The sequence below is a fragment of the Pirellulales bacterium genome, assembly GCA_035546535.1.
Classification (GTDB): Bacteria; Planctomycetota; Planctomycetia; order Pirellulales; family JACPPG01; genus JACPPG01.
In genome coordinates this window covers 79956-96328 of record DASZWQ010000111.1, presented here as the reverse complement: position 1 = coordinate 96328, position 16373 = coordinate 79956, and the positions used below count along the sequence as shown (strand labels likewise).

Here is a 16373-nt window from a genome sequence, read left to right as displayed (position 1 = left end):
GGCCCGCCCTCAGGGATTCGCGCCTTTGGGTGCGGGCGCGGCGTCGGCAGGCGCGTGCTTTTCGGCGGGCCCGCGTTGTCCGCCAGGAGCCGTCGGCTGATCCGCTGGTGCGGCTGTCTTTATGGCCGGTGTGGGCTTCTCGGGGACGGGCGCGGCCGACGTCGACGCTTCCTCGGTCGGAATCGGCATCGAGATCGGCGCCGGCTTCACTTCCATGCGTGGGCGGATTTGTTGCAACCCGCTGACCGCCACCCAATCGTCCTTTTCGAGCCCTTCGGAGATCACGCGCAACCCGTCGTCTTGCAAAGGGCCGAGCGTCACGCGGCGGTATTGCACTTTATTCTGCGCGTCGACGACGTACAGGTATTTCAATCCTTGGTCGGTACCCACCGCGCGATCCGTGACCAAGAGCGCCTCGTGCGGATCGCCCATCGGAATCCGCACGCGCACGAACATGCCGGGCGAGAGGATGCGCCGCCCGTTTTCGGGCTTCGGATTGTCGAACTTGCCGCGGAGCGTGATCGTGCCGGTGTAGGGATCGACTTTGTTATTGATGAAGTTCACGACTCCATCGTGCGGATAGCCAGTTTCGCCCTGCACGCCCATCAAGATCGGAATCTCGCCCTGCCCGCGCATACGCAGCCGCCCCTCGTTGATGGCCGAGCGAATCCGCAGGAGCTGCCGCTCGTCGATATCGAAATAAGCGTAGATCGGGTCGAGCGATACGACGGTCGTGAGCAGCGTCTGGTCCTGATTCACCAGGTTGCCGAGCGTGAAGTAGTACCGGCTCACCTGGCCGTCGATCGGCGAAGTGACCTCGCAGAACTCCCGGTTCAGCCGATTGACTTCCACGTTGGCCGTGGCGGCATCGACATCGGCAAGCGCCTCTTCCTCGGACGCCTGGTACTTGTTCACGTCCTGCACGCTGATCGCGCCTGGTGTTTTGGCGGTTTGCTTGGCCAATTCGTTATTGGCCTTGGCGACTTTCAGGCGCGCTTTCGCCAGTTCCAATTGGCCGATCGCCTGGTCGAGCTGCGCCTGATACGGGCGCGGATCGACCTCGAACAGCAGCTCGTTCTTCTTGACGTCGCTCCCTTCGGTGAAGGGCATCTTCGTGAGATACCCCGTCACGCGCGGGCGGATGTCGACCGAGTAGATGGCGTCGGTCCGTCCGGTGTAGTCGATATAGTCGACAACTTTGCGCTGGATGGGATGGCTGACGTTGACCACAGGCGGACCCGAATCGGTCGGCGGCGCCTGGCGCGCACCGCAACCCAGCCCAGCAACTAGCGCGAGCAACAGAATGAGCAAAACGAAGCGCGGCTTCATGCCTGCACGTTTCCGTACGGACGGAGGGAGGCGAGATGAACAAAGGGGCAAAGAAATATAGCCCCGGGCTAGCGGCAAAAAGCCGCGGAAATGAGGCAAAAACGGCTAAAGTCCGGAGGCGGGATTGCCGACGAGGGCGCTTTCTTTCAATCGCTATTGACCGCGCATGACTCGGGGCGATACACCGCTGGCATGGGACAACGTTTTAGATTTCGCCGTCACCTTCAGTTCAGCCTGGGCAGCATGCTGCTGCTCATGGCAGTCGTGGGGGTGGGGCTAGGTTGGGAACTGAGTTTCATCCGTGCTCGAAACGCGATGCGCCGCGACATCAAGGACGAGTTCGTGCGCAGGCGGATGATCATGGATCGAATGGGCCCTTGGGGTGGCGCCGATATCCTTCAGGCGGAATCCATCAATACGGCCACCTCGTCATCGCCGCAGATTCCGGCGTGGCGGCGCCTGCTGGGGGACGAACCGCTGGCGATGGCGCTGCGGAACAACGAGGCCGACGCGCGGCGCACGCTCGCGCTATTCCCCGAGGCCACGATCATGTATTACGTCGGCTGCCCTGCGCTGGCCGACGCGCGGCCCGATCGTGCGCGCATGATCGACAAAGCATTCGGCAGGTGATGCGCACGAGAACGGCCTTCCTTAGTTCGTGATGAACAAGCGGTCGCCGGGAAAGAGCTGCCAGTTCGTCGATGTATCGGCATCGTTCACGATCGCGCGCCAATCCACGCCCAGTACTCGGGCCTTCTTGGCGCCATGAACCGAGGCGGGCCGGGCCACCCAGATCTTCTTGCGACTCTCTTTTGGCACACCGCCGATGTGCGTCATCGCATCGGCCACCGTTTCTACGCCCGTGATCGGTATGCGAATGATCTGGTCTCCTGGTTTCGCGCCTTCCTGCACGATGTAATAGAACTTGCTGTTGCAGGCGAAGACGTCGAGTGAGACTTCCAGCCCGTGATCGCGCTGTAACTGCTTATCGGCGTTCACCAGGTGTTCGCGCACCGCGTTCTGAGCCCTACTGGGAGTGAGCTCCGCCACTTTCACCTCGCCATAACGCCCTAGGTTGACGGTGCCGTTCGGCGCCACGAGAAATTTGCCGTCGAGGATTACCGGGCTGTCTGGCTCCCCCTTTTCGACCACGTAGTCGTCCTTTGCCGTCCGGCGCACCTCGATGTGAAGCACATCGGGCGGTTCGATCCGATACGGCGACAAGGGTGCGGGCGAATTGCCGGTGGGTGCGTCTTCGGCCCAGACAGCGGTCATCGCACAAAAAGTCGCCACGATCGCGACAAACGGCGGCCTGAAGCGCACGATGGTTCCCTCCCTGCTCGTTTCGGCGGACGCCAGAGCACACGGGCATTAGAGCAAAACGCCTTTTTTTGTGACAATGGCACAAGGCGCACCGTGACATTCCGAACCCCCGCCTTGATCCCTCCCCGTGTCCACCCGTATACTGGCGGGTCTTAGGCCGGGCCCCGGGTTGCTTCCCGGTCTGCCTGGGCCCGCGAGCCGGCCTGGCGGCGAACACGCCCCGCGGCGCGCCCTAACCGCACACGCTGAAAAACGCTTTCGGAGATATTTGCCATGACGATGGATAAAAGCCTGCGGACTTCGATGGGCTTGGCCCGTGCCCGCGGCGTGCTGACGCGCGGCGAGCGGATCGCGAAGCTGCAGGAGATGGACCGCTTCCCCGACGGCCGCAGCCCCCTGGGCCTGCCCAAGGTGCGGGTCGTGAAGCTGTCGATGAAGAAGAAAAAGAAGGCCAAGGAAGAAGGTGCCGAGGGAGAAGCCGCGGCCGCAGCTCCCGGCGCCGCCGCTCCTGCCGCGGGTGCCAAGGCTGCCGCGCCGGCCGCCAAGGCCGCTGCCCCGGCCAAGGGCGCTCCGGCCAAGAAGTAGTGCGTTAGACGGATCGTGCATCCGTAGCATCAAGCGTGGTGCCAAGAGCCCGAGGCATCTTCGGGTGCCACTGGTGGCTCGCCCACCAGTGATTCGTTCCGCGGGCTTGGCACGGGTGGACAAGCCGCCCATGGCACCCAACGAGCAAACAGCTCTAGCTCTTCACGGTCACCCACCATGCGCGTCAAGCTCGAGTACGGTAAGACCGGTTTGCAGGTCGATCTTCCGGCCGATCGTGTTGTTCGTTCATTGGGCTACAAAGATGCCCCGCCGCTCGCGGATCCCGCGGCCGAGTTGGCCCGCAAGTTGGCAGCACCGACCGGCACGCCCCCGCTCGCGGAACTTGCCCGCGGCCGCCGCGATGCGTGCATCGTGATCTGCGATATCACGCGGCCGGTGCCGAACCGGCTGATCCTGTCGCAAGTGCTGCCGACGCTCGAAGCGGCGGGCATCCCGCGCGACAAGGTCACGATCCTTATCGCCACCGGCCTGCATCGCCCCTCGACCGAGGCCGAGATCGTCGAGATGGTCGGCCCCGACGTGGCGGCTAACTATCGCGTCGAAAATCATCATGGCACGGTGCTCGCCGAGCACACGTTCCTGGGCGATAGTCCGCGCGGCGTGCCCGTGTGGATCGATTCGCGCTACGTGAACGCCGATTTGAAAATCACCACCGGCCTGATCGAGCCGCATTTGATGGCCGGCTTCTCGGGCGGGCGCAAGCTGATCTGCCCCGGGCTGGCGGCGCTCGAAACCGTGAAGGTCTGGCACGGGCCTGATTTCCTGGAACATCCGAATGCCGATTGCGGCATTCTCGAAGGCAATCCGGTACATGAAGAGAACACCTGGATCGGGCGCCTGGCAGGCTGCGATTTCATCATCAACGCCGTCATCGACGCCGAGCGTCGCCCGCTGGCGCTGGTGGCCGGCGATATGGAAGCGGCCTTTCTCGAGGGGGTGGCGTTCGTGCGACAAGTCGTCGTCGATACCGTGCGCGAGCCGGTCGACGTCGTGGTCACGAGCGCCGCCGGCTATCCGCTCGACACCACGTTCTATCAGGCCGTGAAGGGACTGACCGGCGCGCTGCCGATCGTCAAGCAAGGGGGGACCATCATCCTGGCCGCCAGCATGAGCGAAGGGATCGGCAGTCCCGAGTTTGCGAGCCTGTTCCGCGAGAACGACAGTCTGGAAATCTTCGTCGAGCGGATCCTTGGCAAAAAATACTTTGTCCTCGATCAATGGCAACTGGAAGAGCTCGCCAAGGTGTGTCGCAAGGCACGCGTGAAGATCATCAGTGACGGGCTGCCGCGCGAGACGATCGACAGCCTGTTCGTCGAGAGTGCGCCCAGTGTGGAACAGGCCGTGGCCGAATCGCTCGCCGAATACGGCCCGCAGGCTACGATGGCCGTGATCCCCAAAGGCCCGTACGTGCTGGCGCAAGTGGCCGGCAACTAAGCAATCGAGGCGTTTCCGAGCGCGCGGCAAGCGCGCTTGCATGCACACTATGAGCGATCGCCTGATTCCGCCGCGCATGCTCTTTCGTTTTGCGGCGCCTTGCCTGCGCCACGAGCCGCTATGGACGCCAACGGGCGTGCAGCTGGGACCGCAATTTCGATTGCCCAGCTTTGCCGATCTCGACGAGCAGATTTCGTTCGCCGACGTGCGTGTCGCCTGGAGCGACGCGGGCCTGGCCTTCAACGTGCAAGTCTCGGGCAAGCGCCGGCCGCCGTGGTGCCGCGAATCACGCCCCGACGAAAGCGACGGGCTGCGCGTGTGGATCGACACGCGCGATACGCACAACATCCACCGCGCCAGCCGTTTCTGCCACCAGTTCATCTTCCTGCCCGCCGGCAGCGGTCGTAACCTGGCCGATCCGTACGGCGAGCTGTATTTCATCAATCGCGCTCGGGAGAATCCGAAGCCGATCCGCGCCGACGTGTTGAAAACGCGCAGCGAAAAGCGCGTCGATGGCTACTTGCTCGAAGCCTACATTCCGGCCGCGGCCATTACCGGCTGGGACCCGGCTGAACATGCCAAGCTGGGCTTCACCTACGCCGTGGTGGATCAAGAGCTAGGCGAACAGACCTTCAGCTGCGGCAAGGAATTCCCCTATCGCGACGACCCAAGCGTATGGGGCACGCTGGAGCTGGTACGGTAGAGATTGCCTCGGCACCGAGGGCACCGAATATCTTGGGAAGACAAGGGCGCCTGCGGCGCACGGTTAAGCGAGTCAATCCTCGCTTTCGATGATGGCCAGCAACTGGCCAATCGAGACTTCTTCGTCTTCGGCCACGAGCGATTCCACCAGGCGGCCGCTGGCTGGGGCGGGCAGGTCGACCGTCACGCTGTCGGCCGAGAGTTCGACGAGCCGGTCCCCTTCGGTGACTTCGCTGCCCAGCTCGACCAGCCACAGGCTGATCGTGACGGTGCGATCTCCCAGGCCCAGGTCCGGCATCACCAGGTCGTGTCGCATTCCTTTGCCCCCCCGACACCAAAGACGCGCGGTCACATCAATCGTTACTCGGCCATTTCGCGGGCGTGATAACTCGAGCGTACGAACGGGCCACTGGCAACTTGCGCAAAACCCATGCGTCGCGCGGCCGTGCCGAGCTCGTCGAATTCTTCCGGTGGCACGTAGCGCACCACCGGCAGGTGCTCGGGCGAAGGCTGCAGGTACTGGCCGAGCGTCAACAAATCGCAGCCGACATCGCGCAGGTCGGCCAGCGTGTCGAGCAATTCGTCGCGCGTCTCGCCCAGCCCCAGCATCAGGCCGCTCTTGGTCTTGATCGTCGGGTCGAGTTCCTTGACGCGTCGCAGCAATTCGAGCGTCCAGCGGTAGTCACTTTTCCGTCCCCGCACTTCGCGATACATCCGAGGCACGGTTTCGGTATTGTGATTGAAGACTTCCGGCCGGGCTGCCACGACGCGCTCGATGGCGCCGGGCTTTCCCAGGAAATCGGGGGTCAGCACTTCCACGGCGGCGCCGGTGCGCTCGCGCACGGCCATCACGCACTGATAGAAATGTTCAGCGCCGCCATCGTCCAGATCGTCGCGCGTGACGGAGGTGATCACCACGTGGGCCAGGCCCAGCCGGGCCGAGGCTTCGGCCAACCGCTCGGGCTCGTCGGCTTCGACCGTTTGTGTTTTGCCTTTGGCCACGGCGCAAAAGCCGCACGGCCGCGTGCAGACATTGCCCAGGATCATGAACGTGGCGGTCTTCTGCGAATAGCACTCCATGCGGTTGGGGCACTTCGCATTGTCGCAGACCGTTTCCAGCCGCAACTCTTCCAGCAGGCGCGCCGTGAAATGGTTGGCATTCCCTTTCGGCACATTGCGCTTCAGCCAGCGCGGCAGGCGCGGCCCCGTAGAAGCGGCCAGCGGCGCGTCATCGGGCGTGAGGATCGGCAGGCTAACTAGCGCGAGCGGTTGTGACATTCTTCAGCGGCGGCGCCGACAACAGGACATGACCGGTGTGCAGGTGATAACGCGAGCAATCGAAGGCCTCGGTCAAATGCCGGATCAGACCTTCACGCACCCGAGTCATTTTAACATTTTGTTGGCGCTCGATTGCCAAAGAGCTCATCACGGTGCGCTGCCGCGCGTCGCTGTACACGGCGGTAAGTATTCGCCGGGCAGGAGATACGTTCAGGTAGGCACCGTAGTAGGTCACCCAGTTTTTCACGGCCGAACCAAGCGACACGATCTGACCCGTGCGCCCCCAGATGCCAAAGCGGTCGGCATGGGTTTGTCCCTGAAAACCCAGCTCGCAGAGGGCCGCCAGAATGCCCGACTGCAAGCGCGACAAATATTCGCCCACCGTCCAGCCGTGAATGGCCAAAGGCACAATCGGATAGATTGCCAATTGCCCCGGCGCGTGTACCAAAGCTCCGCCGCCGCGGTTGACCCAGCGGACCGATAGCCCTTCGCTGGCCAGCGTGCGCGGGGCGAGCCGAACATCCGGGCGCGAGCCTTGCCGGCCCACGGTGATCACGGGCAGGTGTTCGCAGATCAAGAGCGTGACTTGACCGTCGCGACTTCCGCCCGCCTCGTACACCAATCGCTGTTCGAGCGCCAGGCAGGCGTCGAAATCGACGGTGCCCAACAGGTACGCCGCTAGCGCCGGGCGCGCGATGGGCGCTCGCGCACCGGTCCTGGCAGCATTGATGTCGGGCTTCGGCTTGGGCATGTTGGGTTCGGGACGTTTATCTAATCCGATGCTCGAGTCCGGCCGGGCACCGTCTCGCGTATAATGGCGGCTCTGGCTACTCTAACAAGAGAATTATGAGCGTCAAAGGTTGACTTCCGGCCGCGGGCGGAAGGGCCAAGGCACGAAATCGTTCCGGCATGGCTAAGCAAAAAGAAAAACCCGATCGCGAGCACGACAACGAGCGGCTGATCAGCCAGAATCGCTCGGCCCGCCACGACTACGAGGTGCTCGATACGTTGGAGTGCGGCATCGTGCTGGTCGGAAGCGAGGTAAAGAGCCTGCGCACGGCGCACGTCTCGCTCGACGAAGCTTACGCCCGGGTCAAAGGGGGTGAGGTGTGGCTCGTCGGCTGCGACATTCCCGAATACCTGCAGGCGAATCGCTTCAATCACGAGCCGCGGCGGCCGCGTAAGATCCTCATGCACCGCCGCGAGATCCTCAAGTTCGCCAGCAAGGCCTACGAGACCGGGCTGACGCTCGTCCCCTTGAAGCTGTATTTCAAAAAAGGGAAAGCCAAGCTGCTCTTAGGCGTCTGTCGCGGCCGCAAAACGCACGACAAGCGCGAGAAGCTGAAGAAACGCTCGGTCCAACGCGATATCCAGCGCGCCATGCGCGGCCGGTAGATTCTCATTTCTGGCCGGCGCGGCACGCCATCATTGCCAGCAGAGGGGGCTCAAGCTTGCGGTATCGTGAGGTAGACGCCAACCGCCATTGTGGGGGCGGGTAACTCTTGGTACCACATGCCCCACGGCAGACTTTCTACCCTGCCTCCTTTCTCGTATCGCCCATCCCCTGCGGTAGCCAGCAGTGCGAAAGAGCGCATTGTGTTTGCGCCTGCGCCTCGCCGTCGCGCCTCTGTGCGCGAGCTTGCTGCTCTCCGCGCTTTCCGGCTGCAAGATCGCGCCGTACCAGTACGGTCATTTTCACGAGGATGGTGAGCAGGGGCCCGAGACCGTAACCGTCGAATACGGCAAGCCGAACAAGACCCTGGACGGCATCGGCAAGATCGTCGGCTTTCCGGCAAAGATCCTGCCGATGAACGCGAAGATCAACGATCACGAGATCAGCCGCACCACAGAGAACAAGCTGCGCGAGTATCTCGCGCGCAATGACCTGAACGACGTGGCGGTGTTCATCAATCACTACGACCCCAAACGCCAGTGGCAGCGGCTGCGCGACAACAAGCGGGTCGGCGCGGGATGGCGCTACACGGCCGGAGCAATAAGCGTCATTGGCTATACGGTCTTTCCGGGGCGGATCTTCGGCGGCGACAGCTACAACCCCTACACCAACAGCCTGTATTTGAATTCCGACGTGTCGGCCATGGTCCTGCGCGAAGCCGCGTACAGCAAGGACGTGCATTCGCAAAAGATGCCGGGCACTTACGCCGTGATTCAAGACTTGCCTGTCTTGGGCCTGTGGAGCGACACGCTCGCGGTGCGCGACGTGATCGGGTACGCGCGCGAACAAGGCGATTGGGAAGTTGAAAAAGAGGCCTATCACGTGCTCTACCCGCAAATGGGAATCGCCAGCACGTCGATCGGCGGTATGTTCCTCTCCTCGGCCTGGTGGGGCGGAGCGGCACTGGGGGCCGGCGGCGCGGCGGTCGGACATGTCGCGGGAAGGACCGCCGCCAAGCGCGAACAAGCAAAGCACGATGCGCGCGAGCAAACGGCTGAGGCGGAGACCGTGGTACCTCTTCCGCCCGTGCAGCAAGCCGGCTTCGAATCCACCGCTCGCGAGCCAGCCCCGCCGATCCGCCTGCCGCCCGTGGGAGTGGGGCTAATTCCTTAGCCGTCGCCGTTGTGCCGTTCGGTGTGCCGGGGAGCACGTCGTGCCGAACCGTGGGCCGTAGAGTCGCGTAACAAAAGGCGTGAGGCCGCGCGCCGGCCGCTTGCGAGGCCCTTCCGCATGGGCAACGCGAAACTGCGCTTGTCCAATCGCGGCAAGATGTTATGTTCAAAAACCTCGCCCGCCCGTGCATCCGGTCGTTGCAAGCGCCCGGCCGCAATAGCCTCGGGCCGCATTGAGGTTCCTACGCCAACCGAGGGCACACCGCCGCCATGCTTGTGCTGAAGAACGTCAAGAAGTCGTTCATCGAGCCGGACGGATCGCGTCTGCCGATTCTCGATATCCCTGAGTTTCACGTGGCGGCCGGCGAGCAGATTGCCCTGATGGGGCGCAGCGGCTGCGGCAAGACCACGCTGCTGCACGTCATCTCGGGCATCAGCCGGCCTGATTCAGGGTTGGTCCAGGTCGCCGGCTGCGACCTGGGCACGCTCTCGGAACATGGCCGCGATCGCTTTCGGGCCGACCACATCGGCTACGTGTTCCAGACATTCAATCTCCTGCCCGGTTTCTCGGCGCTCGAGAACGTGCTTTTGGGCATGAGTTTCACGACGGGGCGCGTCGATGAATCGCGGGCCCGCCATCTGCTTTCTCAGGTCGGGCTGTCGCATCGTTTGACCCATAAGCCGGCCATGCTTTCGGTCGGTGAGCAGCAGCGCGTGGCGGTCGCCCGGGCCATGGCCAACCGCCCCAAGGTCCTCTTGGCTGACGAGCCGACGGCCAATGTCGATACCGGGCATCAGCAACAGATCATCGATTTGATTCGCACCGCCTGCCGCGACGAGAACGTGTCTCTACTTTTGGTCACGCACACGCCGGAAGTGAGCGAACAGTTCACGCGCGTCGACCATTTGGATCAACTCAATCACGCTGTGGTGGCCGCATGAGCTTGTGGAAAATTGCCTGGCGCAGCATTCAGCAGCGGGCCTTGGCCTCCTCATTGACGGCACTCAGCATGGCGCTGGGGGTGGCGCTGGTGATCGCGGTGCTTGTGGCGCTGGGTGTCGTTTCGGATTCGTTCAAACGCGGCGCAGGCGGTTATCACCTGGTGGTAGGCAAGAAGGGAAGCCAGTTGCAACTGGTCCTCAATACCGTCTACCACTTGCAAGAGCCGATCGAAAATCTTCCGTATCCCTTCTATAAGGAATTCCTCAACACCCCCGAGCACAAGGGCAAGTTTGCGCCCTATGTGCAGACTGCGATTCCCTACTGCCTAGGCGACAATTACGAAGGCTTTCGCGTCGTCGGTACGGTCGCGGACTTGTTCGACAAGCTCGATCATGCGAGCGGCAAGAAATACGAGTTCCAGGCAGGCGGCCGTAACTTCGAGCCTGACCATTTCTTCGAAGCCGTCATCGGCGCCACGGTGGCTCAAAAAACCGGCCTGAAGGTCGGCGACGAATTCCAGCCCACCCACGGCACTTCAGACGAAGGCGACGGGCACAAGCACGATCCCTTCAAGATTGTCGGCATTCTCAAGCCCACCGGCACGGCCAACGATCGCGCGCTGTTTATCAACATCGAAGGTTTTTACCTTTTAGACAATCACGCGAAGGACGCTCCCCTAGACGCTGCCGCGCGCGACGAGCGCCCGGCCGACGGCGAAAAGCACGACGCCCATGACGCCGATCATCACCACGACGAAGCGGCGGAGCACGGGCACGCTCACGATGCCGAACACGATCATGCGGCCGACGAGCATCGTCAAGATGAAGCCGGCCACGATCACGACGCCGAGCACGAACATAAAGACGCTCCTCACGATCACGACGATCATGGACATGATGAGGTAACCGCCGGCGGCGCTGCCGCTGAGGCACGCGCTCAGGAAGCCGCCGGTCACGCCGCACATGAAGAGGACGCCCACGATCATGCCCACGAGAATGCCGAGGCCGGGCATGCCGATCACGACCACGCGGATCATGATCACGCAGACCATGATCACGATCATGCCGGAATGCCAGGCGACGCCCACGAACATGGGGACCATGATCATGACTCCCACGACCATGCGGGGCATGACCATGACGCTCACGACCACGCTGGCCACGGTCACGACGGGCAGGGACACGACGGGCAGGGACACGACGGACAGGGGCACGACCATGACCACGCCGGGCACCACCATCACGAGCCTTTGCCCGAGAATCAGCGTGAAGTCACGTCGATCTTAGTCCTTGCCAACAACGACCTTAACGCCGTTTCTCTGCGGACTATGATTAACGAGGGGGAGACGGCTCAGGCCGTGTTTCCGGTGAAGGTCATCAGCGAGTTCTTCGACACTCTGGTCCGCGGCATCAGTATTGCCCTCCTGTCCTTGACGGTGCTGATTATCGTCGTGGCAGGGGTTGGCGTGATGGTCAGCATCTATAATTCGATGAACGACCGCCGCCGGGATATCGCCGTGATGCGGGCCCTGGGGGCCGGCCGTCAAACCGTACTGTCGGTCATCCTCTTGGAGTCGATCCTGCTGGCCGTTGGCGGAGGCGTCCTTGGTTTCGCGCTGGGGCACGTTCTGATCGGCGTCCTGGGACCCGTTGTCGAGGCGTTTACCGGCGTGAGGCTTGGTTTTGCCCAGTTCGTTCCCTATGAGTTGATTTTGATCCCGGGCTTGATCGTGCTGGCCGCCTTGGCCGGATACTTGCCTGCCATGAGTGCTTATCGCACCGACGTGGCGAAGGCACTGTCGGCCAGCCCATGAATGTGAGTACTCGAGCGCCGCATGATTTTTGTCGAAGGAGTATTGCCGTGAACACTTCCTGGACCCGTTCATGGTCGTTCGCTGTTGTCGTTCTAGTTCTGTCCGCGACTGCCGTCGTGCCGGCGGTTCTCTGGGCTTGCCCCTTTTGTAGCGCCGTGTCGATGACCTTGGGCGAAGAGCTGAAGGCCTCGGACGCGGCGGTGATTGCCACGCTCGTCGCACGTCCCGCCGCGGCCGATCCGGCGGTCGGCGGCACGCCGGAAAAAAGCAAGTTCAAGATTACGAAGGTCCTCAAGGGCGAGAAGCTGCTGGAGAACAAGCCCACGATCGACATGCTGTTCTTCGGCACGCAAGAGCCGGGGGCGACGTTTTTGATCTTCGGCGTCGATCCCAAGGAGCCTGCCTGGGGCACGCCCAACGAATTGTCGGCCGAGGGGCTCAAATACATCGAAAAGGTAGCGCAACTCGCAGAGACGCCGGCCGAGCGGCTGGCTTTCTTCCAGGAATACTTCGAGAACCCGGATCAACTGCTATCGGGCGACGCCTTCAACGAATTCGCCAAGGCGCCGTACTCGGACGTGGTGCAGTTGAAGGACAAGATGCACCGCGACAAGCTCATCGAGTGGATCAAGGACGACAAAGTGCCACCTAGCCGGCGCCGGTTGTACCTGACCATGCTCGGCATGTGCGGCACGCAGGATGACGTCCCGATGATCGAAGCCATGATCAAGACCGACGACCGCCAGGTGCGCACCGCGCTCGACGCCATGATCGGCTGCTACTTGAATCTGCGCGGCGCGGATGGGCTGCCTTTGATCGAGGAGCAATTCCTGAAGAACGACAAATCGGAATACGTCGACACGTATTCGGCCATCGTGGCGCTGCGTGTCTTGGGGCAGGAAACCAACGTGATTCCAAAGGAAAAGCTGGTCTCCTCGCTACGACACATGCTCGACCGTCCGCAACTGGCCGACCTGGTGATTCCTGACCTGGCGCGTTGGCAGGATTGGGGCTCGATGGACAAGCTCGTCGACCTTTTCAAGAACGCCAATGATGAATCGTCGTGGGTGCGCGTGCCGGTCGTGCAGTTCCTCCGCGCCTGCCCCGAACCGAAGGCCAAGGAATACATCGACGAACTGGCCAAGATCGATCCGGACGCAGTGAAGCGGGCCACGAATTATCTGGCGTTGCCGGGCGCCTCGGGTCCGGCCGTGGCCGCGACGGCGGCGCCCGCCGCGCAAGCGGATGCAAGTACGGAAGCAAGTCCGGCGTCGACCACGAGTACGGAACGCGCCGACGCAGCAAAGGCAGCCGAACAGCCGGCCGCGGACAAGCCTGCGGCTGCAACCAACGCCTCGAGTGCGAACGAGGCGCCGGCCGAATTGCCGTCGACCGGGGTTGCCGCTGAACTTGCCAAGGATGCCACCGCTGAGACGAAGCTTGCGGCAGAGGGCGCCGATAAGGAGCAACCGCTGCAAAGCATCGCTGCCAAGGAGTCGCCGTACAAGAATCCGTATGACGAGCCGTACGACCCCACGAAGAACTACGAAAAGGTAGTCGATAAGGCATTTGACGCGCCGAACGCTTCCAAGACAACTCGGCCTTCGAGCGCCGCCAACTTGCCCAGCGGTTCCGACTGGGGCATCATCGCCGGAGTCGTGACCGTGATCGTCGTCGGCTCGGTGCTATTGTTCCGGCGCTAGTCTCGCGGCGAAGTGGATCTCCCAAGCGGAGAGAGAGAACGGTCGAGGCGCAAACGTGTGCGGGGGGTGTGATGAGCGTGCAAGTTGAATCGGCGGGCTCTTCGGGCAAGGCCATGTCGTCGGAAATGCCGATGTCCACCGAAGTGATGGAGGATTACGCGCAATACCGGGCTCTCAGCATTCTGGCCGTGGCCAGTTGCGTGCTGGGCCTGTTGTCGGTGACCAGCTTCCTGGCCTGGGCCTTTGCGGCCATCGTGCCGATTTTGGGGATCCTCGCCGGACTGGTGGCCTTGGTGCGCATCCGCAGGAATCCGACCGAACTGACCGGCCAGCGCGTCGCCCTGGCCGGCGTCGGGCTCAGCGCTGTCTTTCTCTGCGGCGGCGCGGCTTATCTGACCTATGACTACGTGACCGAGGTCCCGCCGGGCTACGAGCGGCTGAATTACGCCGAATTGCAGCCAGATCCGGAGAAGCCGGGCGAGCTGTTTCCCCCCGCGATCCAAGAGCGCGATGGCGATCGTATTTTCATCAAAGGATACGTCTACCCCGGCAAGCAAACGACCGGCATCAAGCAGTTCGTGCTCTGCCGTGACAATGGCGATTGCTGTTTTGGCGGGCAGCCGAAGTTGACGGACCGCGTCCTGGTGACGCTCAAGGGGCCGCTCTCGCTTAACTATTCAACCCGGATACAACGCCTGGCGGGCACTTTCCACGTGGAGCCGGGCCAGGGCACCGACGGCATCAGTGGCGTCATTTACCATCTGGACGCGGACTATTTGAAGTGAGCGATCGCCGCGCGACAAATTGGATCTCAATGCTCGTCGCCATCACAGGTGTCGTGGCGACCGGCTGCGAGGAGAGCCGCGCGCCAGCCGCGGCACACGTGGCCGCCGCAGCGCCCGTCGCCGAGGCCACGCCTGATGCGGATGCTGTGCCCGCTGTAAATTCAGCCCCCGATCAGACCGCTGCGGCCTCCGGCGCCTCGACCACGGCTTCGGTGCAGGAGCCCGTGGCGGCCCCTGTCAAAACCGCTGCGCCGGCCGGCATGCAGGATATCACCTTCGACACGATCAAGTTCCCGCTGGAAAAGAACGAGCCGTTCGAGCGCTCGAAGCTCACGCCCGCGATCGAGGCTCTGCACGGCCGCAACGTAAAGTTGCGAGGCTACATCCTGCCCAGCTTTCAGCAGTCGGGCATCACGCAGTTCGTGCTCGTGCGTGACAATATGCAATGCTGCTTCGGGCCTGGCGCCGCACTTTATGACTGCGTCGTCGTCGACATGAAGCCGGGCAAGACAACGGATTTCACGGTGCGGCCGGTGGCCGTGGAAGGCACCTTCGAGCTGCGCGACTTCAAAGGGCCCGACGGCAAGTACCTGGCCATCTACCATCTCGACGGCGAAGCCGTCCGCTTCTAATGGCAGCGCGCGTGATTTCGCCGGCGCTGGTGCTGCTGCTGGCCGCAACGGCCGCGGCCTGCCCTTTCTGCACGGCCGTAAAGCCGAGCATCGCCGAGCGCATCGAGCAAGGCGCGCAAGCCGCCCTGGTCGAAGTCGCCGGCACCACCGAAAGCGAAACACGGTTCGTCGTGCGCCAGCCGCTGACGACGAACGACAAAGGCATCGGCGCTAAAACCGTCGGCGGGAAACGTGCCACCGATCAAACGCTGACGATTCCTACGCGTGACCTCTCAGGCGCATGTCGCGCAGGTCAATTGGCGCTGCTCTTGGCAACCCGTGACTCGACGACCGAGCGGCTGAGCTGGGAAGTCTTGCCGCTCGACGAAGTGGCGTACGCCTACGTGGCGCGTGCGCCCTCGCGGCGTTTGCCGGCCGTCGAGCGGCTCCCCTATTTCGCGCGGTTTCTGGAGAACGCGAACGCGCTTGTCGCCGAAGACGCTTATCTCGAATTCGGCGCAGCCTCGTTCGACCAGGTGGCGCAAGTCGCGGATCGCTTGCCCATGGCCAGCCTGCGACGCTGGATTGCGGACCCACGAATTCCCGAAGCGCGCCAGGGGTTTTATGGTCTGGCCCTGGGGCTGGCAAAAACCGGGGCCGATCGGCAGGCTAACCGGGCGGTGCTCCAGAAACGCGTTGATGCTTCGGCCGATGATTTCCGCGCCGGCTTCGACGGCGTGCTCGGAGGTTACTTGCTGCTGGCTGGACGCGCGGGGCTCGCGCATGTTGAAATGACGTTGCTCAGTAATGCCAAGGCACCAGTCGGCGACGTGCGCCACGCCATGACGGCCTTGCGCTTCATGCACGAATTCGGCGCGGAGGTCATTTCGGCCGGCGATATTTCGCGCGCCATGCGAAAAATGCTCAGACGGCCCGAGCTGGCTGCGGCGGCTATCGTCGATCTGGCGCGGTGGCAGGATTGGGCGGCTCTGCCCGAAGTGACCGCGCTATTTGGGAAGGACCAGTATGCCGACGCGACCACAAGCCGCGCGATCGTCGGCTATCTCTCCGTGTGCCCGCTGCCGCAAGCTGCCGAGGCTTTGGCGCAATTGCGTCGCGCTGACCCCGAGCGCGTGCGCGAGGCCGAGCGTGCCGGCCTGCTCTTGCTGCCGGGGCAGTGATTCTCGCTGCCGTGGGCAGTAATCCTTGCTGCCGTGGGCAGTAATCCTTGCTGCGGGGGCAGTGATTCTTGCCGCCGTGGCAGTAATTCTTGTTGCCTTC

The 16373-nt window shown here is 62.9% G+C and carries 17 protein-coding genes; 12 read left to right on the top strand and 5 right to left on the bottom strand.

Annotated elements, in window-relative coordinates; translation table 11 throughout:
- Positions 1–9 precede the first annotated feature (9 nt).
- Positions 10–1329 (bottom strand): efflux RND transporter periplasmic adaptor subunit, encoded by a 1320-nt coding sequence (locus tag VHD36_14060; GenBank protein ID HVU88441.1) that lies wholly within the window; start codon positions 1327–1329, stop codon positions 10–12.
- Positions 1330–1521: 192 nt separating this feature from the next.
- Between VHD36_14060 and VHD36_14055 the strand changes: the two genes are divergently transcribed.
- Positions 1522–1959 (top strand): hypothetical protein, encoded by a 438-nt coding sequence (locus tag VHD36_14055; GenBank protein HVU88440.1) that lies wholly within the window; start codon positions 1522–1524, stop codon positions 1957–1959.
- 21 nt (positions 1960–1980) lie between these two features.
- On the opposite strand, the gene VHD36_14050 is transcribed toward VHD36_14055, so the two are convergent.
- Positions 1981–2652: a polysaccharide biosynthesis/export family protein gene (locus tag VHD36_14050; GenBank protein HVU88439.1), complete on the bottom strand. Its 672-nt coding sequence runs from the start codon at positions 2650–2652 to the stop codon at positions 1981–1983.
- Between the two features lie 273 nt (positions 2653–2925).
- Between VHD36_14050 and VHD36_14045 the strand changes: the two genes are divergently transcribed.
- The 3 genes from VHD36_14045 to VHD36_14035 all read left to right on the top strand — a co-directional run bounded on the left by VHD36_14045 (position 2926) and on the right by VHD36_14035 (position 5395).
- Positions 2926–3237, top strand: coding sequence for a small basic protein (locus tag VHD36_14045; protein HVU88438.1), 312 nt, complete (start codon positions 2926–2928; stop codon positions 3235–3237).
- A gap of 177 nt (positions 3238–3414) precedes the next feature.
- Complete coding sequence (gene larA / locus VHD36_14040) at positions 3415–4692, top strand: nickel-dependent lactate racemase (GenBank protein HVU88437.1); 1278 nt, start codon at positions 3415–3417, stop codon at positions 4690–4692.
- 40 nt (positions 4693–4732) lie between these two features.
- Positions 4733–5395 carry a sugar-binding protein gene (locus VHD36_14035; GenBank protein ID HVU88436.1) on the top strand — a complete coding sequence of 221 codons (663 nt, stop codon included), beginning with the start codon at positions 4733–4735 and terminating at the stop codon, positions 5393–5395.
- Positions 5396–5467: 72 nt separating this feature from the next.
- Here VHD36_14035 and VHD36_14030 read toward each other — a convergent pair whose 3' ends face one another.
- The 3 genes from VHD36_14030 to VHD36_14020 are packed head-to-tail and all read right to left on the bottom strand — an operon-like array spanning position 5468 to position 7423.
- Entirely contained in the window at positions 5468–5710 is a 243-nt protein-coding gene (locus tag VHD36_14030; GenBank protein HVU88435.1) for a biotin/lipoyl-containing protein, read from the bottom strand.
- A gap of 44 nt (positions 5711–5754) precedes the next feature.
- Positions 5755–6672: a lipoyl synthase gene (lipA, locus tag VHD36_14025; GenBank protein HVU88434.1), complete on the bottom strand. Its 918-nt coding sequence runs from the start codon at positions 6670–6672 to the stop codon at positions 5755–5757.
- Positions 6647–7423 carry a hypothetical protein gene (locus tag VHD36_14020; protein ID HVU88433.1) on the bottom strand — a complete coding sequence of 259 codons (777 nt, stop codon included), beginning with the start codon at positions 7421–7423 and terminating at the stop codon, positions 6647–6649. Before VHD36_14020 ends, lipA begins: the two co-directional genes overlap by 26 nt.
- A gap of 158 nt (positions 7424–7581) precedes the next feature.
- Here VHD36_14020 and smpB point away from each other — a divergent pair, with 158 nt between their 5' ends.
- The 8 genes from smpB (at position 7582) to VHD36_13980 (ending at position 16273) form a co-directional block, all read left to right on the top strand.
- The gene (smpB, locus tag VHD36_14015; protein HVU88432.1) at positions 7582–8067 is read left to right on the top strand and encodes an SsrA-binding protein SmpB; all 486 of its coding nucleotides are present in this window, start codon (positions 7582–7584) and stop codon (positions 8065–8067) included.
- A 205-nt stretch (positions 8068–8272) separates the two neighbouring features.
- Entirely contained in the window at positions 8273–9238 is a 966-nt protein-coding gene (locus VHD36_14010; protein ID HVU88431.1) for a hypothetical protein, read from the top strand.
- Between the two features lie 269 nt (positions 9239–9507).
- A complete protein-coding gene (locus VHD36_14005; GenBank protein ID HVU88430.1) occupies positions 9508–10179 on the top strand; it encodes an ABC transporter ATP-binding protein in 672 nt (223 codons plus the stop codon).
- The gene (locus VHD36_14000; protein ID HVU88429.1) at positions 10176–11993 is read left to right on the top strand and encodes an FtsX-like permease family protein; all 1818 of its coding nucleotides are present in this window, start codon (positions 10176–10178) and stop codon (positions 11991–11993) included. Before VHD36_14005 ends, VHD36_14000 begins: the two co-directional genes overlap by 4 nt.
- Before the next feature lie 47 nt (positions 11994–12040).
- Positions 12041–13696: a hypothetical protein gene (locus tag VHD36_13995; protein HVU88428.1), complete on the top strand. Its 1656-nt coding sequence runs from the start codon at positions 12041–12043 to the stop codon at positions 13694–13696.
- A gap of 131 nt (positions 13697–13827) precedes the next feature.
- Entirely contained in the window at positions 13828–14481 is a 654-nt protein-coding gene (locus tag VHD36_13990) for a DUF4190 domain-containing protein (protein HVU88427.1), read from the top strand.
- Between the two features lie 29 nt (positions 14482–14510).
- Entirely contained in the window at positions 14511–15113 is a 603-nt protein-coding gene (locus tag VHD36_13985) for a DUF3299 domain-containing protein (GenBank protein ID HVU88426.1), read from the top strand.
- On the top strand, positions 15113–16273 hold the full coding sequence (locus tag VHD36_13980) for a hypothetical protein (protein ID HVU88425.1): 1161 nt from the start codon (positions 15113–15115) through the stop codon (positions 16271–16273). The genes VHD36_13985 and VHD36_13980 overlap by 1 nt, the downstream gene beginning before the upstream one ends.
- The last annotated feature ends 100 nt before the right edge of the window (positions 16274–16373 follow it).